Origin of the sequence: Lysobacter sp. Root983 (assembly GCF_001429345.1) — a bacterium.
Classification (GTDB): Bacteria; Pseudomonadota; Gammaproteobacteria; order Xanthomonadales; family Xanthomonadaceae; genus Lysobacter.
In genome coordinates, this window is record NZ_LMJO01000018.1 from 96,159 (window position 1) to 118,799 (window position 22,641).

A 22,641-nucleotide genomic window follows, 5' to 3' on the forward strand; every position below is an offset into this window, starting at 1 on the left:
CCGGGCTCCTCAGCGCGTGGTGCGCAACTGGCGCAGTTGCTGCAGTGTGCTGCCCAGCGTGGGAACCGTCAGTGAAAGCGGCATGGCGGCCAGCGATTTCAGGCTGTCGCGCTGGCGCGTCTGCGCCGCCGAGGCCGGCGCCAGGCGTTGCAGCCAGCCGTCGGCGCGGCTGAGCGCGTTGCGGTAACCGGCATCGTCGCGGCGTTCGGCGGCGGCGCGAGCGAGCGAGATTTCCAGTTGCAGGCCGGCCAATGCGATCGCGCGATCGGCCGGGCGCAGCGCGACCGCGCCGTCGCTGGGCTGGATGTCGACGATGTTGCCGAACGCGCGCTGCCACCACGGCGCACGCGGCGCGGCGGGCTGCGCGTCGCGCACCGGCGCCAGGCTCAGCGTGCGCGCGAACGCGTCCAGCTCGGCCATCGCGCGCACGCGCGGGTCGATGCCCAGCGCGTCCAGCGCGGCGCGCTCCTGCATCAGGGTCTGGCGCAGGCTGAGGTAGGCCGGGTCGTCGATGCCGTCGAGCACGCCGCCGGCCAGCGCATAGGCGCGGCGCGCGCCGGCCAGGTCGCCGGCGATCTGCAGGCGTTGCTGGCCCAGGGTCAGCAGCAGTTCGGTTTCGTCCAGGCGCATGGCCTGGGCGCCGTGGCGATCGGGGTCGGCGAGTTTGGACACGCTGTCTTCGATCAGGCTGGCGCGCGTGCCGATGCCGTGCAATTCGTCGCGCAGCACGCGGTTGGTGGTGTCGGCCTGCTGCAGGCGGCGGTTCTGCGAGCGCTGGTCGTTGCGTAGCGCGTTGATGCGCTCGTCCAGCGCATCCAGGCGCAGGTCGGCGTCGGCGACCGCGGCGCGTTCGCGCGCGGCACTCGCTTGCATTTGTTTCCAGTAGTACCAGCCGCCGGCCGCGAGCAGCACGAGCAACAGCAACCAGAGCCAGGAGTAAGAGGAGCGTCGGGGGGCGGGCGAGGGCGAGGACACGTCGGAGGCGGGCCGGGAGGTGGGGGAGGCCGGGGCGGAAGAATCGGGGGAGGCGCTCATGACACCGCCATGCTACCGGAAGGCCCGTCCCCGCAAGTCATGCGGATCGACGCAACTCGTCCGGCACGGCCGCCAGCAGCTCGCGCGGACGCGGGCCGGCGGCGACCCGGACCCGGGCGAAACCCAGTTCGCGCGCGAGCAGGGCCAGGCGCTGGCTGGCGGCCAGCGCGGTGGCGCCGCGCAGGGCGCGGGCGGCGTCCTCGGGCAGGGTCTCCAGGGCGCGTTGCAGCGCTTCGCCGCTGGACAGGGCCAGCACCGCCGGCGCATCCAGCGCGCGCAGCCGCGCGATCGCGCGCGGCGCGGGCGCGATCGGCACGCGCGCATAGACGTCGGCGCGCAACACCCGCGCACCGCGCGCCTGCAGCTCCGGGGTCAGCAGGCCGCGGCCGCCGGGCGCGGTGATCAGGCCGACCGCGCGGCCGGCCAGCTCGCGGGTGTCGAGCGCGGCGAGCAGGCCTTCGCTGTCCATTCGGCGCGGCACGTGCACGCGCGCGATGCCGGCCCGGCGCAAGGCCGCCGCACTGCCGGCGCCGACCGCGAACCACTCGCGCCGGCCGTCGTCGCGCAGCGGCCGCAAGGCGTGCGCGGCGCGTACCGCTTCGGGACTGGTGAACACCGCATAGGGCGCGCTCAGCGCGACCTCGAGGGCGGCGCGCGCGGCCTCGTCGTCGCGCCGGCGCCAACGCCACGGCGACAGGGCGATGAAGTCGGCGCCCAGCCGCGCCGCGCCCCGCCGCAGGGCGGCGTGCGCGCCGCTGGGCCGCAGCGAGATCACGTACCATCGCGGCGGTTGTGGCGGTGTGTGCGGACGCATGCCGGCAGCTTGGCATAGCCGCGCAGGCCGCGGCATCCCGTCCGCCTCCCCCAACGCGTGCCCCATGAGCCTCGAACAAGCCCTGCAACGCCTGCGTCAGCACTACCAATCGATGCCGCCGGTGGCGGCGATGCAGCTCAACATCGCCGACTACGACGGCCAGCGCCTGCGCCTGCACGCGCCGCTGGCCCAACACGTGAACGACAAGGGCTGCGCCTTCGGCGGCAGCCTGGCCTCGATGATGACCCTGGCCTCCTGGGGGCTGGTCTCGCTGCGCCTGGAACAGGCCGGCCTCGACGCCGACGTTTATGTGGCCGACAGCCAGATCCGCTACCTCGCCCCCCTCTACGCCGACATTGACGTCGATGCCGAGCTCGCCGCCGACGCCGACTGGGACAGCTTCCTGAGCACGCTGCGCGAGCGCGGACGCGCCCGCACCGGCCTGGTGGCGCGCGTGCGCCTGCCCGAAGGCGGGGTCGCGACCGATTTCACCGCCCGCTACGTCGCCATCGCGCGCGGCTGAGGCGCGCGACACAACACCGCGCCCGGAACCGGCTAGCATGTCGGCCGACGCGGTCCCTTGCCGGAGACACCCGATGCGCCTGTTGAAAGTCCTGCTGCTGCTGTGCCTGTGCGCGGTCGCCGGCGGCGCCCTGGCCAGCAAGAAGACCAACGAACTCGAACGCAACCAGTACGCCTGGTCCGGCGCGGTGCGCTGGGGCGAATTCGAACAGGCGCAGAACCTGATCGATCCGATCTACCGCAAGGCCCACCCGGTCACCGCGCTGGAGCTGGAGCGCTACAAGCAGGTCCAGGTGTCGTCCTACCGCGACGTCGGCTCCAGCCTGGACAAGGAACTCGGCCTGGCCGTGCGCGACATCGAGATCGGCGTGATCAACCGCCACACCCAGGCCGAACGCACCGTGCGCTACCGCGAGGAATGGCGCTGGGACCCGATCGCCAAGACCTGGTGGCTGACCTCGGGCCTGCCGGACCTCTGGGACGGCATGTAACCCCGCCCAGGGCCCGTCGCGACGGGCCCGAGCCGGTTTTTTTGCGCCGCCCGCCGCCGTGGGCGACAATCGCGCCCCCATCCGTCGTCCCCGTGATCCTGTGACCTTAGAAGAACTGCTCGCCTTCGGCAGCCGCCACATGTTCCTGTCGATGGGTCTGGTCGGCCTCACCGTCGCCCTGGTCTACACGGAAGGCGCGCGCCTGTTCCGCGGCTACAAGGCCCTGCGTCCGGCCGAGCTGACCGGCCTGATCAACCGCGAGAACGCGCTGGTGGTCGACCTGTCGCCGACCAGCGATTTCGAGAAGGGCCACATCGCCGGCAGCCGTTCGGTCTCGCCCGGCCAGTTCGATCCCGAGAACAAACTGCTGGCCAGCGCCAAGTCGCTGCCGGTGGTCATGGTCTGCCGCAACGGCCAGGCCTCGGCCGATGCCGCCAAGCGCCTGAAGAAGGCCGGCTTCGAGCAGGTCTATTGGCTCGACGGCGGCGTGCAGGCTTGGCAGCAGGCCGATCTGCCGCTGGTCAAGGGCCGCGCCTGATCCTGCCCGGTGGCGGCCGCCGTGCGCGGCCGCCCCTTGCGTGCGGCGCGCGGCGCCCCCACGCCTGAACGCGGGGCGTGGTTCGCACGCATGCCATAATCGGCCTCTTTCCGCGGTTTCGACCGCATCGTCAAACACTTAACACCGCTGGAGTCATCCGATGTCCGAAGAAAACGTCAACGGCGCCGTCGCGCCGGTCGAAGCCGCCGGTCCGGCGTTCACGGTCGAAAAGATCTACGTGAAGGACGTCTCCTTCGAAGTCCCCGGCGCGCCGGCGGTGTTCAACGAGACCGCGCAGCCGCAGCTGCAGATGAACCTCAATCAGAGCGTGCAGCGCCTCAACGACGCCGCTTTCGAAGTCGTGCTGGGCATCACCCTGACCTGCAGCGCCGGCGACAAGCCGATGTACCTGGTCGAAGTGAAGCAGGCCGGCGTGTTCGGCCTGGCCGGTTTCGACGAGGCCACCCTGGACGGCATGCTGGGCACCCATTGCCCGAACGTGCTGTACCCGTACGCGCGCCAGCTGGTCAGCGACCTGATCCAGTCCGGCGGCTTCCCCCCGTTCTTCCTGCAGCCGATCAACTTCGACGCCCTGTACGCCGAAGGCCTGCGTCAGCGCGCCTCGCAGCAGGCCGGCGGTCTGGCCGATGCGGAGACCGCGGGCAACGCCTGAGGGCCGCCCGCGATCGGACCACGGCATGGACACGGACGCGACTTCCGGTGATGCCTCGCCGCGCGTGGCGGTGTTGGGCGCGGGCTCCTGGGGCACCGCGCTCGCCGCCCTGATCGCGCGGCACGGTCATCCGACCGTGCTGTGGGGCCGCGACGCCGACGGCGTCGCGGCGATCGAGTCGCAACACGAAAACCCGCGTTACCTGCCGGGCATCGCCCTGCCGGAATCGCTACGCGCGACCGCCGACATGGCGGTCGCGCTCGCCGGCGCCGATCTGGTGCTGGTGGTGGTGCCCTCGCACGCCTTCGCCGAAACCTTGCGCTCGCTCGCGCCGCATCGGCCCGCGCACGCGGGCGTGGCCTGGGCGACCAAGGGTTTCGAACCCGGCAGCGGCCGCTTCCTGCATGAAGTCGCGGCCGAAGTGCTGGGCGACGACGTGCCGCTGGCCGTGGTCACCGGCCCGTCCTTCGCCAAGGAAGTCGCGCAAGGCCTGCCGACCGCGCTGACCGTGCATTCCGACGACGCCGCGTTCGCGCGCGCGGTCGCCGGCGTGCTGCACGGCCCGAGCTTCCGCGCCTATACCGGCGACGACATGCTCGGCGCCGAACTCGGCGGTGCGATGAAGAACGTGCTCGCGGTCGCCACCGGCGTCGCCGACGGCATGCAGCTGGGCCTCAACGCGCGCGCCGGCCTGATCACCCGCGGCCTCAACGAGATGCTGCGCCTCAACCACGCCATCGGCGGCCAGCCGGAAACCCTGATGGGCCTGGCCGGTCTCGGCGATCTGGTCTTGACCTGCACCGGCGACCTCTCGCGCAATCGCCGTCTCGGCCTGGCGCTGGGCCGCGGTCAGAGCATCGAAGCGGCCGTGCGCGAGATCGGCCAGGTGGTCGAGTCGGTGCAGACCGCCGACGAAGTCATGCGCCAGGCCGAACGCCACGGCATCGAACTGCCGATCTCCAGCGCGGTCCAGGCCGTGTTGCACGGCAAGATCACGCCGGCCGACGGCCTGCGTCAGCTGCTCGCGCGCGAACAGAAGCCCGAGTACCCGCACGAACTGTTCGGCTGAGTCCGGTATCGCGCGGCGCGTGGCCGCGCCGTCGTCCGGCTTGGCCTGAGCCGCGGCCGAGGCCACACTAGCGCGCCTCCCCCGCCGAAACGGACTTCCGATGCGCGCGCTACTCGCGGCCCTGCCGCTGCTGCTGTGTTTCTCCGCGCCCGCCTGGGCCGCCGTACCGCCCTGCGGCGAGTACCAACCCGACGACGAATACGCCCCGCTGCTCAACTTCGCCGGCAACAGCGTGAGCGCGCGCGACCGCCAGGGCTTTCTCAGCACCAACGCCTGGCGCTATCGCATCGACGGCGACACCTTGTTGATGCGTCACGCCGACAGCCCGCTGCTCGACGTCTACCGCATCGAGGCCGGCGGCGAGCGGCTGGTACTGCAACCCGACCGCATGCGTAGCCAGGCGCTGACCTATCGCCGCAGCGCGCCCGCGGTCTGCGTCCCCACGCTGGGCGCGGGTGTCGCGAACGCGCCGCAGGGCACGCCCGAAGCCGATCAGGATCGTCTGGCCTGCGCCGCCGGCGACATTCAGGCCTGCGTCGGCGAACTCGCCTACGACCGCGAAATGCCGGCCGAACAGCGCGCCCAGCGCTTGCAGGAGTATTGCCGACAAGAGGCCAGCCCTTATGCCTGCGAAGAGTGGGTCAAGGCGCTCGCCCCTAAGGACCCGAACGCGCCGCTGTACCTGTTCCGCACCGCGGCGGTATCGGCGCCGGAACTGGCCGCCCTGCGCGCCGGCTGCCGCGAAGCGCGCTCGGCCAAGGCCTGCACCGCGTTGGCCGAACAGGACTGGATCGCCGGCCGCTACGCCAGCGCGCGCGACACCTTGGCCAGCGCCTGCGAATGGCGGCTGGACGCTCAGGCCTGCGAGCACGTCCAGGGCTTGAAGGTGATCGAGCTCAGCGACGCGCCCGCGCGCCGCAAGCCGCAACAGCCCTGCGGCACCTACGCCAGCGGCGCCGGCGGATTGTTCGATGTGTTCCGTTTCGGCGACGACCGCGCGGTGGCCGCCTCCAGCGATGGCGAAGCGACCATGCGCTATCGCCTGCGCGAGGACCAGGTGCTGGTGCGCCACGACAAGGGCGACGACTTCGTGCTGCGCTGGCTGGGCGACGATACCCTGGTCGGCATGGACGACTGGACCCGATTCACCGTCTATTTGCGCGGCATGCCCGAGACCTGCGCGGCGGTGCCGCTGCCGATCGCCAGCGACCAGATCATCGAACGGCCCTACCGCGTCGACCACTGCGCGCTCGCCGCCGGCGCCAGCGTCGAGGCCTGCTGCGCGAGCGGCTCGATGTCGGCCTGCATGGGCGCCGGCCATACCGCCGCGCTCGGCGGCGATTGGGCGCGCGCGGCCGGCTACTACGACCGGGTCTGCGCGATGCACGTGCGCGAAGGCTGCGGCAACGTGGTCGAGGCCTATCACAACAGCGGCGACGACAAGCTGCTGGCCGGTATCCGCAAGGTCTGCAAGGACGAGCCGCGTTCGGTCGCCTGCGAGGAATTGGAACTGGCCAGCGCCGCGGCGATGAATCGCAAGCAGATGGAGCGCGAACTCGAGCAATCGCTGCGCGAGGTGCTGGAACGGATCCCGGCGGAAGCGCCCGAGACGGAGCCCAGCGCCGAAGAGTGAGCTGGGCCGGCAATCGGGCGCGGGGCGCGCTCAAGCGCGGCATCGCGTGGCCGCGGCCCGCCGCGCTTGGGAGGGTTGCGCGGCGATGCTGTTCGCCTGCGGCTCACCGCATCCTACGGGGCTGCCGGAGCGTCTACGCATCGATCGAACGCGCAAAGAAAAAGCCCGGCAAGCCGGGCTTTCTCTTATCGTTCGACCGCTTCGATGGATCAGAAGCTGGCGCGAGCGCCGATCATGTACTGGGTGGTGTCTTCGACGAACTCGACCTCGGCCACGACGCCCCAGGTCTGGTTGAACTTGTACTGGCCGCCGAGGGTGCCGACGAAGTCGCCTTCGAAGTCGCCGCCGTCGATGTAGCCGGCCTTGACCCAGCCTTCCAGGTTGTCGGTCATCTCGCCGCGGATACCCAGGTTGAGCTTGCCGCCCTTGCCTTCGCCGCTGCTGTTCTCGACCGAGATTTCCTGACGCAGGTACGACAGCTCGGCGATGAAGTCGGCGCGGTCGCTGATGTCGGCGTGGTAGCCGAAACCGATTTCGGCGGTTTCGAAGTCGGTGTCGAAGGTGCCGGGGATGCCGTTGACGCGGACATCGTCCTGGGTCTTGCTGTAGTGACCGAAGACGGTGAAGTTTTCGCCCAGCTCGACCGAACCGCGGATGTAGCCGCCGTCCAGCTCGGGATCGAAGCCGGCGACGCCGGTGTCGACGTCAACGCGGGTGTAGCCGCCTTCGACGTAGGAATAGCTCAGGCCCTCGGCCGAGGCGACGAACGGGGCGGTGGCCAGCAGCGCTGCCAGCACGAGTTGCTTCTTCATGAATTCTCAATCCTGATGTTTGGTTTGCGTCCATGCCGCATTGCGGCGGGGCGCACGATAACGAAACATTCACATCGCCACAACTGCCAAAGGCGACACGGATTTCGTGTGACCGCCTCTAAAGTGGGGCTAAACCGGTTCGGCGCAAAAAAAGAGCCCGGCCGGGGCCGGGCTCGATCGCGACGTTCGGGGGAGAGAGAGAAATCGCGATTGGTACGGGGTGACGCGCCCGCGCTTAGAAGCTGACGCGCGGGCCAACGAAGAACTGGGTATCGCCGTCGACGAACTTGACGTCGCCGTTCACGCCCCAGGTGTCGTTGAACTTGACCAGAGCGCCGACGCGGCCGTAGAACTCGCCGTCCGACTTCTCGTAGTCCTCGTAACCGGCCAGCGCATAACCCTGGATGTTCGGGGTCAGCGTGCCGTTGACGCCGGCTTCGACGCTGTAGCCGTTGAAGTCCAGACCCTGGCCGGCGTCGAACTTCTCGTAGGCCACGCGGGTCAGCAGGTCCACGCGCGAGTTCAGCTCGTGGTTGTAGCCCAGGCCGACGCGCCACTGGTCGAAGTCGATATTGGTGTTGTCGATCTCCTGCTTGCTGTAGCCGCCGAAGATGTGGAAGTTGTCGGCGATCGCGCCCGAGCCGTTCAGGGCCCAGCCGTCGGCGTCGCCGCCATCGGTGTTGGTCTTGGCGTAGCCGCCTTCGACGTAGGTGTAGGACACGCCCTCGGCCGCGGAGGCGGCGAACGGCAGGGCGGCGAGCAGGGTCAGGGCAAGCAAAGTGCGCTTCATAAAGGTCTCAGCCTCTTATTGGTTTTGTGCGTCCGAATCGCGGCGCCTCGGGGTGGGGCGGCTCTTGTGATTCGGATGTGGCGCAGTATCCAAGCGGCGATTCAATCGAAGCTGAATTTTGTACTTGAAAGTTTAGGAACTCTGCGGTTCGTGCACGGTCACGCCGAAAGTCATGCCTGTTAAATACTTGTAAACAAAGGATTTACAGCGAATTTGCCGAACAAAACGGCGGATGAATGCGCGCTGGCAACGTTTACAGACGGCGTCGAAAGGCACCGGATATGCGCAGGTTTTCCGGGTCTGGATCGTGTCAGGCGGGGTCGACGGCGGCCTCGCGCAGCTGTTCCCAATCCAGCCCGTAGCGCGCCAGGTATTTGCGCAGGCGGTCGGCGTCGTTGGTGCTGGCGCGCTGGCTGCGCGAAACCGCGAACAGCTCGCGCCCGGCCTGCGACAGCGACTTCGCGCGCGCGCACACGCGCGCCACGTCTTCCAGTTGCACGCGGTCGAAACGGTCCAGCGCGTCCCAGCGTTCGCCCAGCAGGGCCTGCAGCGGCGACAGCGGCTGGCCCGAGCGCCACTGACGGCGCAGGCGCTCGATCTCCTCTTCGACCTGGGCGGTCTGGATGCGCCCGGCGTTGGCCAGGGTCGCCATGCGCATCACCGAGGCGCCCAGGTCGCGGAAGTTGCCGCTCCAGGCGGCCTCGGCGCTGGTGGCGTAGCGCAGGTAGCGCTCGCGCGCCTCGCGGTTGAAGGTCACGCGCTGGTGCTGCTCGCGCGACCAGCGTTCGAGTTCGAAGTCCAGATTGGGCTCGATGTCCTCGGCGCGCTCGGCCAGGCCGGGCAGGCGGTAGGTCCACAGGTTCAGGCGCGCCAGCAGGTCGTCGCGGAAGCGGCCCTGCTGCACCGCCTCGTGCAGATCGCGGTTGGTGCCGGCGATCAGCTGGAAGTCGCTTTCGACCTCCTTGTCGCTGCCCACCGGCAGGAAGCGCTTCTCTTCCAGCGCGCGCAGCAGCACCGCCTGTTCGTCCAGGCCCAGCTCGCCGATCTCGTCCAGGAACAGCAGGCCGCGATGGGCCGAGCGCAGCAGGCCGGCGCGGTCGCCGGCCGCGCCGGTGTAGGCGCCTTTGACATGGCCGAACAGCGAACTCATGGCGCCGTCGCCGCGCAGGGTCGCGCAGTTGACCTCGACGAACTGGCCGGGCAGCTGGTGCTTGAGCTTCTTCAGTTCGAACACGCGCTTGGCCAGCTGGCTCTTGCCGGCGCCAGTCGGGCCCATCAGCAGCATCGGCGCGCGCGAGCGCGTGGCCACCGTTTCGATCTGCTCGATCATGCGGTTGAAGGCGGCGTTGCGGGTGGCGATGCCGCTCTTGAGCAGGTCGCGATCGTGCAGCTGCTGTTGCTGAAAGCGTTGCGCGATCAGGTCGTAGCGCGACAGGTCCAGGTCGATCACCGCGTAGGTGCCCGGATCGGCGCCGCCCTGCTTGCGCGGCGGCGAGGTCTGCAGCAGGCGGCCCGGGAAGTGCCGGCTCTCGGTCAGCAGGAACCAGCAGATCGGGCTGACATGGGTGCCGGTGGTGATGTGGACGTAGTAGTCCTCTTCCTCCGGCTTGAACTCGTAACCGGCCAGGAAGTCGTGCAGCGCCGCGTACACGCCCTCGAAATCCCAGGGGTCGGCCAGGTAGGTGTCGTGGATGCGGACTTGCGTCTCGGGAGAAGCCTGGCCCAGGTCCTCGCGCACGGTCGCGGCCAGCTTGCCGTAGCGGCGCTGGTCCAGCAGCAGCTCCAGGCGGTCGAGCAGGAAGTCCTGGTGCATGCCCAGCGACACCGTCGGCCGCCACTTCTCCCAGCGCCCGGGCCCGGTGCCGCTGTCCAGCATGGTGCCGAGCATGCCGATCACGACCTGGCGCTTGCGCATATCCATTCCTATAAGAGACGCGCCGACAATATACGAAATTCAGATAGCCACCGAACTCCGTCCGCGCCGATATTGAAAATAACTCTTCAATATCAACGGGATACTACGTCGGCGTGAAGTTGGCACGGCGATTGCTCTAGTACCTGGGCACCCGGCGAGTTTCGGCGGGTGCGAGCAGGCAGCGGCGCCTGGCTGGCAATGGGGCCAGCCGGGCCGGCGGTAACGGCGCGCCAAGACGGCGGCCACCGGCCCGGCGCTACGGCGCGGGTCCGACGCAGTACCACCAACGAATAGAGTGAAGGCCATGAGCACCCAGAATTACGACGTCATCCAGGAGCCCGGCTCCGCCCCGATCAAGCTGTGGACCCGCGGCGTGCCGCTGGAGGACGAGGCGCGCCAGCAGTTGCAGAACATCGCCAAGCTGCCCTTCATCCACCGCTGGATCGCGGTGATGCCGGACGTGCACCTGGGCAAGGGCGCGACCGTGGGTTCGGTGGTGCCGACTATCGGTGCGATCGTGCCGGCCGCGGTCGGCGTCGACATCGGCTGCGGCATGATCGCCGCGCGCACCAGCTTGACCGCGAGCGACCTGCCGGACGACCTGGCCGGGCTGCGCAGCGCGATCGAGCGCGCGGTGCCGCACGGCCGCACCACCGGCCGCGGCATGCGCGACAAGGGCGCCTGGCAGAACCCGCCCGAGCGCGCGATCGAGGGCTGGACGCAGCTGGTCGCCGATTTCCAGCGCATCTGCGAGCGCCACCCGCGCCTGAAGAACACCAACAACCTCAACCATCTGGGAACCCTGGGCACCGGCAACCATTTCGTCGAGGTCTGCCTGGACGAGGAGCAGCGCGTGTGGTTCATGCTGCACTCCGGCTCGCGCGGCGTTGGCAACGCGATCGGCACCCACTTCATCGAGTTGGCCAAGCAGGACATGCGCCGCTGGATGATCAACCTGCCCGATCAGGACCTGGCGTATCTGCCCGAGGGCAGCGAGCATTACGCGGACTACGTGTTCGCGGTCGACTGGGCGCAGCGCTACGCGCGCATCAACCGCGAGATCATGATGCAGCACGTGGTCGCGGCCGCGCGTGGGGTGATCGCCAAGCCTTTCGAGGCCGCGGCCGAGGCGGTGAACTGCCATCACAACTACGTCAACCGCGAGCAGCACTTCGGCAAGGACGTGTTCGTGACCCGCAAGGGCGCGGTGAGCGCGCGCAAGGGCGAGTTGGGCATCATCCCCGGCAGCATGGGCGCGAAGAGCTTCATCGTGCGCGGCCTGGGCAATGCCGACAGCTTCCATAGCTGCAGCCATGGCGCGGGCCGGGTGATGAGCCGTACCCAGGCGCGCAAGCTGATCAGCGTGGCCGACCACGTCAAGGCCACCGCGCACGTGGAATGCCGCAAGGACGCGGAGGTGGTCGACGAGTCGCCGGCCGCGTACAAGCCGATCGAAGCCGTGATGGCCGCGCAGAGCGACCTGGTCGAGGTCGTGCATACGCTGCGTCAGGTGGTGTGCGTCAAGGGTTGAGCGCGTCGCCCGCGGGCGACGCGGTATTTATATGGAAACGGACGGGGCCGGGCCCCGTCCGCATCGTTATTCGGAATTCGCAATGGACATGATCGAACTGGACGGCTCGGCGGGCGGCGGGCAACTGCTGCGCACCGCACTGAGCCTGAGCCTGTGCACGGGCATCGGCTTCAGCATGCAGCACATCCGCGCCAAGCGTTCGCGCCCCGGCCTGATGCGCCAGCACCTCACCGCCGTCAACGCGGCCGCGACCGTCGGCCGCGCCTTCGTGCACGGCGTCGATTTGGGCGCGACCAGCCTGCGCTTCGAGCCGGGCCAGGTCGTGCCCGGCGACTATCGCTTCGCCACCGGCACCGCAGGCTCGACCACGCTGGTGCTGCAGACGGTGTTGCCCGCGCTATGGAGCTGCGACGCGGCGTCGCGGTTGGTGCTGGAGGGCGGCACCCACAATCCGCTCGCGCCCAGCGCCGACTTCATCGCCGACAGCTATCTGCCGGCGCTGCGCCGGATCGGCGCGGAGGCTTCGCTACGCCTGGAGCGCCACGGTTTCTATCCGGCCGGCGGCGGCATCGTGCACGCGGCGGTGGCCGGTGGCGCCCAATTGCAGCGCCGCGTGTTCGATACCCGCGGCGAGCGCGAGTCGATGCGCGCGACCGCGCTGCTGTCGGCGCTGTCGGCCAGCATCGGCCGCCGCGAGCTGGAAGTGTTGGGCGAGCGCCTGGGACTGGGCGAGAGCGAGCTGGAGTTGCTCAGCGTGCGTCCGGCGCTCGGCCCGGGCAATGCGCTGAGCGTGCAGGTGCGCCATGCCACGCACTGCGAGACCTTCACCGGCCACGGCGAGCGCGGCGTGATGGCCGAGGACATTGCGCGCAAGCTCGCCGACGAGGTGCGCGCGTATCTGGATTCGCCCGCCTGCGTCGGCGAGCACTTGGCCGATCAGCTGCTGCTGCCGATGGCCCTGGCCGGTGGCGGCGAGTTCACCACCACCACGATCAGCGAGCACCTGAGCAGCAACGCGCGCCTGATCGAGAAGTTCCTGCCGGTGGAGATCGATTGGCAGGCGCTGGGGTCGGATCACTGGCGGGTGGTGGTTGCCAGCTGATCGCGCCCTCACCCCATCGACAACGCCGGCGACGGCGTTGCCGATGCGCGCGTGGCGTCGACCTCGCCCGACGGCCGGCGCAGCACCACCCACAGGCACAGGCCGAGTGCGACGAACTGGCTGAAGGTGGACAGCGCCAGACGGCCCATCAGTTCGGGCAGCGGCATGCCGCCGAATGGCAGCACCGCGCTCAGCGCGAGGTAGGCGATGGCCAGCGCGACGATGCGCGGCGGCTGCAGGCGGCTGCCCGCAGCGACTAGCAGCCACAACCAGATCGGCGCGAACAGGCCGTTGTGGTCGGGCACGAACGGGCTGCGGTAGGCGGCCAGCGCCAGCAGCGCCAGCCAGGTCGAGACCAGTTCCAGCCGCGACATTCTCGACGCGCGGCGCGCGGTGAAGATCGCCAGCGCGAACACCGCCAGGGTCCAGACCCAGGACACCGCTTTCTCCACCGCCGGCGTCATGCCGCCCACGCCCAGCAGCTCCAGCTTCAGGGTCAGGCCCGGCACCGAATCGTTGATCGCCACCACCGGCTCCAGCCCGTCCAGCCACAGGAAGGCCCAGGATTCGTTGCTGAGAATGCGCGGCGCCTGGAACTGGAAGAAGGCTTCGAAGGGCGCGGTGCCCAGCCAGAGCAGCGCGATCACGCTGTACAACGCCGCGAACGCGATCGTCCACGCCGCCTCGCGCCAGCGCCGCGCGGCCAGCAGGTACAGGCCGAGCAGGCCGGGGAACAGCTTGAACACGGCGAAGCCGAGCAGGGCGCCGCCGGCGATCGGGCGGCCGCGCCAGAACAGCATCATCGCCAGCAGCGACATCGCGATCGCCGCGATCTGGAAATTGCCCAGCTGCAAGGTCAGCAGCACCGGCGTGCTCAGCCACAGCGCGGGCATCAGCAAGGCGATGCGCCGCCCGGCCGCGCCGCCGACCCAGCGGCCCAGCACGAACACGCTCGCCGCCAGCACCGCGCCTTCGATCGCGAACCACAATGCGCGCAGTTCGAGGAAACCGTCGCTCACCGCGAGGCCGGCGCGCGGCAGGATCAGGAATTGCGGCAAGTACAGGAAGTCGTCGAGCTTGAAGCGGCCTTCCATGCCGCCGTAGTGCTCGGGATCGTAGAGGTTGGGCACGCCCTGCGCGGCCAGGCCGGCGGCCTTCCACATGCCGGAGAAACAGTTGTGGCGCACGTAGAACTCGTCGAACCAGTACGCCGAGGCCTGGGCCTGGGCCGGATCGAGCATGAACAAGGCGACGCCGGCGGTGCGCGCGATCGCGGCCAGCGCGATCAGCAGCCACAGCGCGCTCCAGATCGGATGCGCGCGGCGCAGGCCGTCCCATTCGCCGGGCAGCCGGCGCGCGAGCCAGGGCGTGGCGAACACCGCCAAAGCCAGCGCGATCGCCAGCGCGACGCTGGGCGCGAACGCGGTGGGCACATACGCGCCCACCGCCACCGCGGGCAGGGTCGCCAGCAGCAGGCTCAACAGGGCGGCGACGACCCAGCGTTCGCTGGAAATCCGGTGCGCGGCGAGGTTCATGCGGTCTGGCTCCGAAGGACGGTGCGGCGCGAGCGAAGGCGTGCGGCGTTCATTGCGCGGCCCAGCCTTCGACCTTGCCCGAGAACACGTAGCGGCTGAGTTCCTCGAAATCGTCGAACACCAGGTCCGGCGCCGACTCGCGCGCATGGCCGTTGTGGGCGCGATCGACGCGCAGCAGGGTGGTGATGCCGAAGCGGCGCGCGCCGGCGATGTCGCTGGCCGGGTCGTCGCCGATCATCCAGATGCGCTCCGGATCGATGCCGAGCTTGTCGATCGCCAGCTGGAACGGCGCCTCCTGCGGCTTGTCGGCGCCGGCCTCCTCGGAGGTCACCACGTAGTCGAAGCAATCGTCCAGGCCGAAGTAGATGATCTTGCGGAATTGGATCTGCGAAGTGAGGTCGGTGATGATCGCCGTGCCGATGCCGCGGCTGCGCAGCGCCATCAGGAACTCGCGCACGCCCGGGAACAGCTCGCAGTGGGCGAGGAAGGTGCGCCAGTAGGTCTGTTCCAGATCCAGCGTGATCACCAACTGGGTCTTGCGCCCGAGCAGCTCGATGCCGCGCTGGAAATACAGCAGGCGGCTGTGCGAGCTGGCGGTGCGTCCCAGGCGCTGCTTCACTTCCAATCGCGCCTGCGAGAAAGCCTGACGCACGTCGGCGACGTCGCAACCGAGCAGGCGCACCGCCTTCTCCTCGGCGGCCACGGTCGCGCAGGCGTGCGGGTGACCGTAGGCGTAGAGGGTGTTGTCGGTGTCGAAGATGATCGCCTGCGGCGCGCGCAGGGCGGTATCCGCGTTGTGGATGTTCAGGCTCATTGGATTCGGTTCTTCAGGGCTTCTTCGGTGTGCACCAGGACCAGCAACTGCATGATCCCGCTCATGCCGTCCTCCCATTGGGGACGGATGTCCAACATCTCCTGCAGGCCGGGCACCAGACTGCGCGCGGCCAGGGCGATGTCCTCGGCGACCACGTCGCCTTCGATCTCCATCTCGACTTCGCCCGAGTCGTCGGCCAGCTGCACGTCCAGGTGCAGGCCGCATACGCCGATCAGGATCCGCGCCACGCGCTCGTGATACGTGCCGTTGCGGATCAGCGCGACCAGCTTCAGGCGCACCTGATCGGGCGGGATGCCGCGCTCGAGTTGCTGCGGGTTGACCGGTTGCAGGCGCAGCACCAGGCTGGCGACCGCCTTTTGCGGATGGATGTAGCGCTGCGAATCCGGCGCGCGCCGCTCCAGCGAACCGGTGACCGCGGCCAGGTCGTGGCCGCGCTGATGCACGTCGCGGTGGATTTTCCAGGCCCGGCGCAGCGATTCGTCCACGTCCAGGAACACGCTGACGTCGTAGCGTCGACGCAGGCGCGGGAAGTGCAATGCGTGCAGGCCCGAGGCGATGATCACGTCGTTCTTGGCCAGCAGGGTCGGCTTCTCGAAGCGCCCGGCGCTGTGATCGTAGCGGCGGCAGACGATGGCCTTGCCGTCCATCAGCGCCAGCACGTCGTTGCCGAAGCGTTGCAGGTCGTTGGCGCGCGGATTGAGATGTGTCAGGCCCTTCCACATCGGCGCGTAGCGGTCCCAGATGTGGTAATCGTCGCCCGATACGTGCACCACCGAGTGGTCGCCGAACACGCCGGCCAGGGCGCGGCTCAGGGTGTCCTTGCCGGAGCCCGAATCGCCGGCGATACCCAACGCCAGCGGCTTCTGGGCGATGCGGTAGTAGTCGTTGCGGCCGACGCGTTCGCGCAACATCTGCACGATCAGCACCAGGCCCGACGCCACCATCAGGGTCATCCACAGCGAGTGCACGTGCGGGGTGATGCGCGCGGCCACCGTCGCGATCGCCGGTGCCGGATCCCAGCCCAGCAGGGGCGCGCTGGCGCCGCTGGAAATGAACACGTGCATCGCGATCAGCAGCAGCGAGAAGCCGCCGGCCAGCACGCGCGCGCTGCGATCGCCCTGCAGCTGGTGCGCGACCAGGAACGGCACCAGCCACAGGTACCAGCCCGGCGGCGCCGGCGTGCCCAGCACGACCAGGAAAAACGAGAGGCCGGTGCTGGCGATCAGCAGTTCGAAACTGATGCGGCGGAAACGCCAGGCCGCATAGGCCGCCAGCAGGTACAGGGTAGGGGTCAGGTAGAGCTTGAGTTCCTCGCCCAGCGGCAGGGCCAGGTCGAACACGCGCCCGAACTCGCGCGAGCCGAAGACCATGCTCACGAAGCCGGACGACGCCAGCCAGGGCAGCGTCAGCAGCGTCGCCAGCACCGCGCAGGCCAGCGCGAACGGCGCCAGCATCGAACGCAGGCGCTTGTTGCGCCACAGGTAGATGCCGATGAAAGGCGCGGCCAGGCCCATGCTGAGCTTGGCCGCCAGCGCCAATCCGAGCGCGGCGCCCGAGGCCACCGGACGATAGCGTCGGATCAACAGCAGCGACAGCAGCAGCAAGGCGATCGGCACGATGTCGGTCTGGCCGTTCCAATAGGTCACGAACAGCACGATCGGCGACCACCAGTACAGCCACAGCAGCATGCGCGGGCGCTCGGTCGGCAGCAGCCGCCGCAACAGCAGCAGGCAGGCCAGGTCGGCGCCGAGCAGGCCCAGGCGGAAGCCGATACCGGTGTAGGCGGCGCTGCCGGTGGCGGCGTCGACCAGCCAGCCCAGCACGCTGCCCGGCGCGTGCGCGAGCAGCATCACCGGGCCGTAGGGATAGGCCAGCGGCGTGCCGCCGGCGGCGAGGAAGCTGGACCACGGATCCAGGCTGGGAAAGCGGATCGCGTGATCCAGGAACGGCAGGAACCACTGCTGCTGAATCTTCGGCACCAGCAGCACGATCAGCGCCGCGCGCAGCAACAGGCCGGCGCGGAACTCCCAGGTCCGCAGCATCGGGTCTCGCCACAGCCGCGCCAGACTCATCGCCAAAGTTCGGTCTCCTTGGTGCAGACCGCGTCCACGGCGATGCCGTCGCGCGCGAGCCGCTCGCGCAACTCGGCGATGCCCTGGGCGGCGTCGCGGCCCTGCAGTTCCGGCGAGACCAGGCACAGGCGGAAGCCGGCCGCGCGCAGGCGATCGGCCTGGGCGCGATCCAGCGGAAAGCGGGTGAAGCAATCGACCCAGACCCAGCCCACCCGACCGGCCAGCGACAGCGCGGTGTCGATCGATTCGTACTCCGACACCCGCACCGCGCAGCGCGATTCGCCGCGCGCGGCGGTGCGGACCAGGAACGGGAAGGACTGGTCCAGGAAGAACCAGTCCTGGATGCCGCGCTCGCGCATCAGCGCGATCAGGCGGTCCTCCAGGCCCTCCTCCTTGACGTTGAGGATCAGCAGGCGATGGCGGTAGTCGTCCAGCCAGTCCTCGAAATCCTCGCCGTCGGCGAAGGCGTCGTGGTGGATGATGATGGCGTCGCCGCGGCTGCGCAGATCGAGCTCGATCCCGAACTCCGGCGAGGTCGCGCGCAGTTCCGCGCGGGTGTTGCGGCGGTGGCGGACGATGATCATGCGGGGTGCGAGAGGTCTTTGCGCAGGCGCAGGCTGAAATCCACGGTGCGGCGGATGAAGCGCGCCTTGGCGCGCCAGTTCACGTTCCAGTGCGAGCTGCCGTAGGCGCGTTCGCCGAAGCGCACCCGGAAACGGCGCACTTGCAGGCCGCTGCGACGGGCCTGGTAGTAGGCGTACAGGTCCAGCGAGAAATCGTGCGGCGGCGCCTGCCAGCGTTCGAAGAAGGCGCGCGCGAACAGGGTCGGTTGGGCGTTGATGTCCCACAGCCGGCGCCGCAACAGCAGGGTCTCGAACAGCGACATGCCGACGGTGAAGACCACGTCCGCCACCGGCCGGCCGTAGCGGCGGCCTTTGACGAACAGCGTGCCCGGGTCGCGGTCGTCGAACAGGGCCAGGCCCTCCAGCGCGTCGGCCGGATCGGTCTGCATGTCGGCGTGGGTCCAGCCCACGATCAGGCCGCGCGCGGCGCGCAGGCCGGCGAGGATGCCGTAGCCGTAACCCTGGTTGCGTTCCACGCGGACGCTGCGGATGCGTTCGACGCCGTCCAGCAGTTCGGCCAGCACCGCCGGGGTGTCGTCGGTGGAGCCGTTATCGACCAGGATCGCTTCCACGTCCTCGCGCACGAAGGTCTGACGCAGGCGCGCCACCAGCAACGGCAGGTTGCGGGCTTCGTTGTAGCAGGGGATCACCAGGGACAGGCGCAGGGAGATGGTCACGGCGTTTCGATCTTCCTCAGCACCACCGAACGGCCCATCGCGAATACCGACGGCAGCAAGCGGACCAGGGCGCGGTCGGTGGCGTCGATCAGCTTGAGCAGGAAGCGCGGCAGCTCGACGGTCTTGGCCTGCACCACCACGCCGCCGGAGACCAGGAACACGAAGCACTCGTTGAGCTGGTTGCGTTCGATCGCGAAGCCGGGCAGGTGGCGGCGGAACGCGTCCTCGTCGCGGAACAACAGCAGCGGGATCGCGCAGTTGGCCGACCAGGGATCGCGCGGATCGTTGGCGACCACGTTCTCGTCGAACACGTCGATGTCGTAGGACCAGCCCTCGTGGCGCATCGCGCGCAGGGCCAGGCGCAGCAGGAAGCAGGTGTTGAGGTCCTGGATCAGGATCAGCCCGCCCGGCGCGAGCTTGCGCTGCATGACCTGGAAGAAGCGCACCGGATTGGGCAGGTGATGGATCATGTGGCTGAACACCGCCACGTCGATCGAGCCGTCCGGATACGGCGGGTCCATGGCGTCGGCGACGTCGTCGATCCACGGCCGCGCCTCCACGTCGGTGATGCGGAAATTGTCGTGGCGGATGAATTCCTTGCTGAAGCCGGAGCCGGCGCCGAACTCGACCACGCGCTGGCCGGGCTTGAGGTAGGCGTTCATCCAGTCGTAGCGCTTGTGCAGCAGGAACTCGAGATTGCGCGGGCGGTGCTTGAGGAAGAACTCGCGCGCCAGTCCGACTTCGCCTTCGTGCGCGAAGCGGTTCTCCTCGTGCGTGGGGAAGTAGGTGCTAGGCAGGACCATGGGACGACTCTCCAGCGGAACGGGCAGCGATGTTGCGAACGGCGGCGAAAGCAGGGATCAGCATCGGAAGCGCTCCGGCTCGCGCATGCGGTAGCGCTCGGCCAGGGCCGGGCGCGCGTGCGCGGGCACCCGCGGGTCGTGTTCGATGCGGTAGGGGTGGGCGTCCCACTTGTGGAAGCAGGACTGCCAGTACTCGAAGGTGCGCAGGTCGTCGGGCGTGCCCCAGCACAGATAGTGCGCGACTTCGAACACGCGGCAGTTGAGGCCGGCGGCGACCGCGTCGTTGATGCAGCTGTCGACATAGAACTCGCCGTTGACGCGCCCGTCGCGCGCGATCATCGCGTCCGCGGCGGCGGCGAAATCGGCGGCGCGGCGGAACGTGAAGGTACCCAGCACGATCGGATCGCGGGCGGTATCGGCCAGCGGCTGCTTGACCGACACCGACAGCACCCGGCCGTCGACCTCGTCGACCCAGCCGTAATGCGTGGGCCGGCGCGCCGCGCCCGGATAGCCGCGCGCGACCCAGACGATCACGTCCACGTCCTCGTCGTCCAGCAGCGCCGACAGCGCCTGCGCGTCGAACACCGCGCCGTTGTCGCAGGCGCCGATGGTCAGCGGTTGCTCGGGGTCGACATCGTCCAGGCCTAGCAGGCAGGTGCGGGCCTGGCCGTCGGTCACGCGCTCCAGATCGACCAGGGCGCAGCCAGGGAAACGCGCGCGCAGCGCATCGGCGATGCGCGCGGCGCCCTCCAGGTCGCGGCGCTGCACGAACACGCGCCGCGCCGGCTCCGGCAGGTCGCGCGCGGCCTGCACCACCATCGGTTCGCCGGAGACCGGAATCAGCGGCTTGGGCTCGCGATAGCCCTCGCTGGCGAAGCGCGCGCCCAGCCCGGCCATCGGCACCATCACCGCGCCGCGCTGGCGCGGCGGCGCCTGCGGACGGGCCGGATCGGCCAGGCGCCGGAACGCGTCGGACCAGTAGCGGTACTCCTCCAGGTCCTGCGGCGTGCCCCACTGCATGAAATGGTTGAGCTCGTACACCGCGACGCAGGCGCCGTCTTCCAGCATCGGCTTGTAGGCCAGGCTCACGTAGTGCTCGCCGCCCAGGCTGAGATCCTCGCGCGCGCTGCAGCGTTCGAAGGCGTCGCGCATCAGCGCGCCGGACCTGAAGTAATAGCTGCCGCTGGAGGCGTACTCGCGCGTGGGTTGGTCGGTGTAGGGCTGCTTTTCCTGGATGTCGAGCACGCGCGCGCCGTCGGTGCGCACGTAGGCGTAGTTGGTCGATCCCATCATGTGCGGATGGAAACCGGTGTAGCAGGGAATCGCGCCGTCGCAGCCGCTGTCGAGCACGAAGGACTTGAAATCGCGGTAGTCCCAGGCGCAGGCGAAATCGCAGTAGTTGACCAGGGTGGGCGCGTCCGGATCCAGCAGCTCCATCGCCTGCAGCACCGCGTGCACCGGGCCGCGCTTGTGCGGCGCGATCCCGAGCACCCGCCCGCTCGGACAGATCCGCGCCAGCTGCTCGGCCATGCGGTAGTCGTCGCGATCCAGATGATCCTGGTTGCACACGAACACGAAATCGGTCTCGCCCGGGAACAGGTCGACCACGTGCGCGATGATCGGCTTGCCGTCGATCTCGATCAGCGGCTTGGGCACGCGATAACCGGCGCGGCGGAAGCGCTCTCCGAAACCTGACATGGGGACGACGATCTGCATGGGCTCCTTCCGTGGGGTCGTGCGGTGCGTGGGGGTCAGTGCGCGGGCCGCGCCAAGGCGCGGCGATAGGCTTCGGCTTCCCAGTCCACCAGGGCGGCGACGTCGTCGTCGCCCAGGTAGACCAGCGGCTCGTCGCCGCGCAGGCGCAGCGCGACCAGGGCCAGGCACTGCAGCATCGCCTGCGCGCCGGCCGACAGGCCGGGCGCGACCAGCACGCCGGCGCCGGGCAACAGCGCGAACGCCGGCGCGACGCCGCTGGCGGCGGTGCAACGCGCGACCGCGTCCGAGAGCGCGTCGGCGCCGTCCAGCACGGCCGCGCGCGCGCCCAGGAACACCGCGTGGTCCGGATACAGCGCGCCGTCGCGGGCGATCGCCAGCGCGGCCGCATCGACCCCCAGCGCATGCACGCGCGGGTCCTGCGGTGCTTCCCAATTCAGGTCGTTGACCGCGCGCAAGCGCGCCGGGTCGGCGCTGCGCGTGGAGCGCTCGGGCAACGCCAATCGACGCTCCACTTCGTTCAGCAACGCATCGGCCGCGACGCAGTCGCCGGCGCCGACGACCAGGCCGTGATTGGCCAATACCAGCACGTCGGCCGCGCGTTCATTCAAGGCCTCGCGCACCGCCTGGGTGAGCGGATAACCGGGGCGCCGATACGGCACCCAGGCCCAATTCAGGTCCTTCAACAGGGCATCCAGTCGCGTGCGCGCATCCGCGCGTACCGCCCAGGCGATGGTGTTCACCGAATGCACGTGCGCGACCACCGGATGCGGCAGCAATGCGTGCAGCGAGGTTTCGATCGAGGGCCGCAGCGCGTGCGCGGCGCCCAGCCGCGCCAGTCGCGCTTCGCCGTCGGCGTGGCCGAGCGCGGCGCGCGCCTCGTCCAACGGCAGCGGCACGAAAATATCGCGCTCGCGCGCCTGCGCGAGCCAGGTGCCGGAGGCCTTGACCCACAAGGTGCCGTCTTGTTTGACCGACGTGTTACCGCCGCCGCCCTGTACCAGCAGCGGATCGGCGCCGATCCGCGCCGACCAGGCGATCAACGCGTCGAGAGCGGCTGCGATGTGACCCATCACGCCCCCGCCGGCGCGGCGTCGGTGCGTGGTCTGGGCGTCGTTCGGTGCTGCGAGAACGGTCGATCCATGTGTTCCCCCTCCCTGCTGGCTGTTGCTCCTGAAACCCCTAATACTCGGTTTGGACTTGCAACCGGCCGTCCCACGGCCGGATAACGCACTCCCCGCAACGGTTTCCCCAGCCGGGCATTGGACGTCCCGGCAACCGATGTGGTCCGCATTTGCCCCCTGACCACGTTATGTGGATAGGATATAGACGGGGGGCACCACGGATGGAACGCCAAGGATGATCGCGAACATGGTTCGCGTGCAAGAGCATCTCCGAAGCGACGCGTGCTGGATGCCAAAGGGAAACCGACCGGATCAGGTCGGCCGAGGATGCTCG

21 protein-coding genes are annotated in these 22,641 nt (G+C 69.3%); 8 read left to right on the forward strand and 13 right to left on the reverse strand.

Translation table 11 applies throughout. The features are described 5' to 3' along the window. Window positions 1-9: 9 nt before the first annotated feature. Together ASE43_RS19145 and ASE43_RS19150 are read right to left on the reverse strand one after the other, a co-directional pair. Window positions 10-1,035, reverse strand: coding sequence for a uroporphyrinogen-III C-methyltransferase (locus tag ASE43_RS19145; RefSeq protein ID WP_082576394.1), 1,026 nt, complete (start codon window positions 1,033-1,035; stop codon window positions 10-12). Window positions 1,036-1,072: 37 nt separating this feature from the next. Beyond that, a complete protein-coding gene (locus tag ASE43_RS19150) occupies window positions 1,073-1,810 on the reverse strand; it encodes a uroporphyrinogen-III synthase (protein WP_235567192.1) in 738 nt (245 codons plus the stop codon). Between the two features lie 103 nt (window positions 1,811-1,913). On the opposite strand from ASE43_RS19150, the gene ASE43_RS19155 reads away from it, so the two are divergent. The 6 genes from ASE43_RS19155 (at window position 1,914) to ASE43_RS19180 (ending at window position 6,775) form a co-directional block, all read left to right on the forward strand. After that, window positions 1,914-2,372: a YiiD C-terminal domain-containing protein gene (locus ASE43_RS19155; RefSeq protein WP_057161577.1), complete on the forward strand. Its 459-nt coding sequence runs from the start codon at window positions 1,914-1,916 to the stop codon at window positions 2,370-2,372. A gap of 73 nt (window positions 2,373-2,445) precedes the next feature. Then, on the forward strand, window positions 2,446-2,862 hold the full coding sequence (locus ASE43_RS19160) for a hypothetical protein (RefSeq protein ID WP_056177076.1): 417 nt from the start codon (window positions 2,446-2,448) through the stop codon (window positions 2,860-2,862). 100 nt (window positions 2,863-2,962) lie between these two features. Next, window positions 2,963-3,400 carry a rhodanese-like domain-containing protein gene (locus ASE43_RS19165; RefSeq protein WP_157489589.1) on the forward strand — a complete coding sequence of 146 codons (438 nt, stop codon included), beginning with the start codon at window positions 2,963-2,965 and terminating at the stop codon, window positions 3,398-3,400. A gap of 160 nt (window positions 3,401-3,560) precedes the next feature. After that, window positions 3,561-4,073, forward strand: coding sequence for a protein-export chaperone SecB (secB, locus tag ASE43_RS19170; protein WP_056177074.1), 513 nt, complete (start codon window positions 3,561-3,563; stop codon window positions 4,071-4,073). Window positions 4,074-4,098: 25 nt separating this feature from the next. Next, window positions 4,099-5,142, forward strand: a complete 1,044-nt coding sequence (locus tag ASE43_RS19175) for an NAD(P)H-dependent glycerol-3-phosphate dehydrogenase (RefSeq protein ID WP_057161578.1) — start codon at window positions 4,099-4,101, stop codon at window positions 5,140-5,142. A gap of 100 nt (window positions 5,143-5,242) precedes the next feature. After that, window positions 5,243-6,775: a hypothetical protein gene (locus tag ASE43_RS19180; protein ID WP_057161579.1), complete on the forward strand. Its 1,533-nt coding sequence runs from the start codon at window positions 5,243-5,245 to the stop codon at window positions 6,773-6,775. A 209-nt stretch (window positions 6,776-6,984) separates the two neighbouring features. On the opposite strand, the gene ASE43_RS19185 is transcribed toward ASE43_RS19180, so the two are convergent. The 3 genes from ASE43_RS19185 to rtcR all read right to left on the reverse strand — a co-directional run bounded on the left by ASE43_RS19185 (window position 6,985) and on the right by rtcR (window position 10,292). Then, a complete protein-coding gene (locus tag ASE43_RS19185) occupies window positions 6,985-7,587 on the reverse strand; it encodes an outer membrane beta-barrel protein (RefSeq protein WP_057161580.1) in 603 nt (200 codons plus the stop codon). Window positions 7,588-7,822: 235 nt separating this feature from the next. After that, on the reverse strand, window positions 7,823-8,377 hold the full coding sequence (locus ASE43_RS19190) for an Ax21 family protein (RefSeq protein ID WP_057161581.1): 555 nt from the start codon (window positions 8,375-8,377) through the stop codon (window positions 7,823-7,825). 310 nt (window positions 8,378-8,687) lie between these two features. Next, a complete protein-coding gene (gene rtcR / locus ASE43_RS19195; protein WP_057161601.1) occupies window positions 8,688-10,292 on the reverse strand; it encodes an RNA repair transcriptional activator RtcR in 1,605 nt (534 codons plus the stop codon). Window positions 10,293-10,596: 304 nt separating this feature from the next. Here rtcR and ASE43_RS19200 point away from each other — a divergent pair, with 304 nt between their 5' ends. Further along, entirely contained in the window at window positions 10,597-11,823 is a 1,227-nt protein-coding gene (locus tag ASE43_RS19200; protein ID WP_057161582.1) for an RtcB family protein, read from the forward strand. A gap of 82 nt (window positions 11,824-11,905) precedes the next feature. After that, on the forward strand, window positions 11,906-12,925 hold the full coding sequence (rtcA, locus tag ASE43_RS19205) for an RNA 3'-terminal phosphate cyclase (protein ID WP_057161583.1): 1,020 nt from the start codon (window positions 11,906-11,908) through the stop codon (window positions 12,923-12,925). Window positions 12,926-12,933: 8 nt separating this feature from the next. On the opposite strand, the gene ASE43_RS19210 is transcribed toward rtcA, so the two are convergent. Genes ASE43_RS19210 through ASE43_RS19245 form a run of 8 tightly spaced genes read right to left on the reverse strand, consistent with a single transcriptional unit; the run spans window position 12,934 to window position 22,256 of the window. Next, entirely contained in the window at window positions 12,934-14,460 is a 1,527-nt protein-coding gene (locus ASE43_RS19210) for a glycosyltransferase family 87 protein (protein ID WP_057161584.1), read from the reverse strand. A gap of 49 nt (window positions 14,461-14,509) precedes the next feature. Continuing rightward, window positions 14,510-15,274, reverse strand: coding sequence for an HAD family hydrolase (locus ASE43_RS19215; RefSeq protein ID WP_056177058.1), 765 nt, complete (start codon window positions 15,272-15,274; stop codon window positions 14,510-14,512). Beyond that, a complete protein-coding gene (locus ASE43_RS19220) occupies window positions 15,271-17,367 on the reverse strand; it encodes a glycosyltransferase 87 family protein (RefSeq protein ID WP_157489588.1) in 2,097 nt (698 codons plus the stop codon). Before ASE43_RS19220 ends, ASE43_RS19215 begins: the two co-directional genes overlap by 4 nt. Next, on the reverse strand, window positions 17,364-17,951 hold the full coding sequence (locus ASE43_RS19225; RefSeq protein WP_056177053.1) for a phosphatidylinositol-specific phospholipase C/glycerophosphodiester phosphodiesterase family protein: 588 nt from the start codon (window positions 17,949-17,951) through the stop codon (window positions 17,364-17,366). The genes ASE43_RS19220 and ASE43_RS19225 overlap by 4 nt, the downstream gene beginning before the upstream one ends. Further along, window positions 17,948-18,667, reverse strand: coding sequence for a glycosyltransferase family 2 protein (locus ASE43_RS19230; protein ID WP_200943973.1), 720 nt, complete (start codon window positions 18,665-18,667; stop codon window positions 17,948-17,950). The genes ASE43_RS19225 and ASE43_RS19230 overlap by 4 nt, the downstream gene beginning before the upstream one ends. After that, window positions 18,664-19,470, reverse strand: coding sequence for a class I SAM-dependent methyltransferase (locus ASE43_RS19235; protein WP_056177051.1), 807 nt, complete (start codon window positions 19,468-19,470; stop codon window positions 18,664-18,666). Before ASE43_RS19235 ends, ASE43_RS19230 begins: the two co-directional genes overlap by 4 nt. Before the next feature lie 57 nt (window positions 19,471-19,527). Next, entirely contained in the window at window positions 19,528-21,186 is a 1,659-nt protein-coding gene (locus ASE43_RS19240) for an NTP transferase domain-containing protein (RefSeq protein ID WP_057161586.1), read from the reverse strand. Window positions 21,187-21,221: 35 nt separating this feature from the next. Then, window positions 21,222-22,256, reverse strand: a complete 1,035-nt coding sequence (locus tag ASE43_RS19245; RefSeq protein WP_057161587.1) for a class II aldolase/adducin family protein — start codon at window positions 22,254-22,256, stop codon at window positions 21,222-21,224. Between the last annotated feature and the right edge of the window lie 385 nt (window positions 22,257-22,641).

Coding starts and splice junctions, on each gene's coding strand:
- ASE43_RS19180 (WP_057161579.1), top strand. CDS start 5,243: ATGCGCGCGCTACTCGCGGCCCTGCCGCTGCTGCTGTGTTTCTCCGCG.
- rtcR (WP_057161601.1), bottom strand. CDS start 10,292: ATGCGCAAGCGCCAGGTCGTGATCGGCATGCTCGGCACCATGCTGGAC.
- secB (WP_056177074.1), top strand. CDS start 3,561: ATGTCCGAAGAAAACGTCAACGGCGCCGTCGCGCCGGTCGAAGCCGCC.
- ASE43_RS19225 (WP_056177053.1), bottom strand. CDS start 17,951: ATGATCATCGTCCGCCACCGCCGCAACACCCGCGCGGAACTGCGCGCG.
- ASE43_RS19240 (WP_057161586.1), bottom strand. CDS start 21,186: ATGCAGATCGTCGTCCCCATGTCAGGTTTCGGAGAGCGCTTCCGCCGC.
- ASE43_RS19155 (WP_057161577.1), top strand. CDS start 1,914: ATGAGCCTCGAACAAGCCCTGCAACGCCTGCGTCAGCACTACCAATCG.
- ASE43_RS19185 (WP_057161580.1), bottom strand. CDS start 7,587: ATGAAGAAGCAACTCGTGCTGGCAGCGCTGCTGGCCACCGCCCCGTTC.
- ASE43_RS19190 (WP_057161581.1), bottom strand. CDS start 8,377: ATGAAGCGCACTTTGCTTGCCCTGACCCTGCTCGCCGCCCTGCCGTTC.
- rtcA (WP_057161583.1), top strand. CDS start 11,906: ATGGACATGATCGAACTGGACGGCTCGGCGGGCGGCGGGCAACTGCTG.
- ASE43_RS19245 (WP_057161587.1), bottom strand. CDS start 22,256: ATGGGTCACATCGCAGCCGCTCTCGACGCGTTGATCGCCTGGTCGGCG.
- ASE43_RS19160 (WP_056177076.1), top strand. CDS start 2,446: ATGCGCCTGTTGAAAGTCCTGCTGCTGCTGTGCCTGTGCGCGGTCGCC.
- ASE43_RS19220 (WP_157489588.1), bottom strand. CDS start 17,367: ATGAGTCTGGCGCGGCTGTGGCGAGACCCGATGCTGCGGACCTGGGAG.
- ASE43_RS19200 (WP_057161582.1), top strand. CDS start 10,597: ATGAGCACCCAGAATTACGACGTCATCCAGGAGCCCGGCTCCGCCCCG.
- ASE43_RS19210 (WP_057161584.1), bottom strand. CDS start 14,460: ATGAACCTCGCCGCGCACCGGATTTCCAGCGAACGCTGGGTCGTCGCC.
- ASE43_RS19175 (WP_057161578.1), top strand. CDS start 4,099: ATGGACACGGACGCGACTTCCGGTGATGCCTCGCCGCGCGTGGCGGTG.
- ASE43_RS19145 (WP_082576394.1), bottom strand. CDS start 1,035: ATGAGCGCCTCCCCCGATTCTTCCGCCCCGGCCTCCCCCACCTCCCGG.
- ASE43_RS19235 (WP_056177051.1), bottom strand. CDS start 19,470: ATGGTCCTGCCTAGCACCTACTTCCCCACGCACGAGGAGAACCGCTTC.
- ASE43_RS19215 (WP_056177058.1), bottom strand. CDS start 15,274: ATGAGCCTGAACATCCACAACGCGGATACCGCCCTGCGCGCGCCGCAG.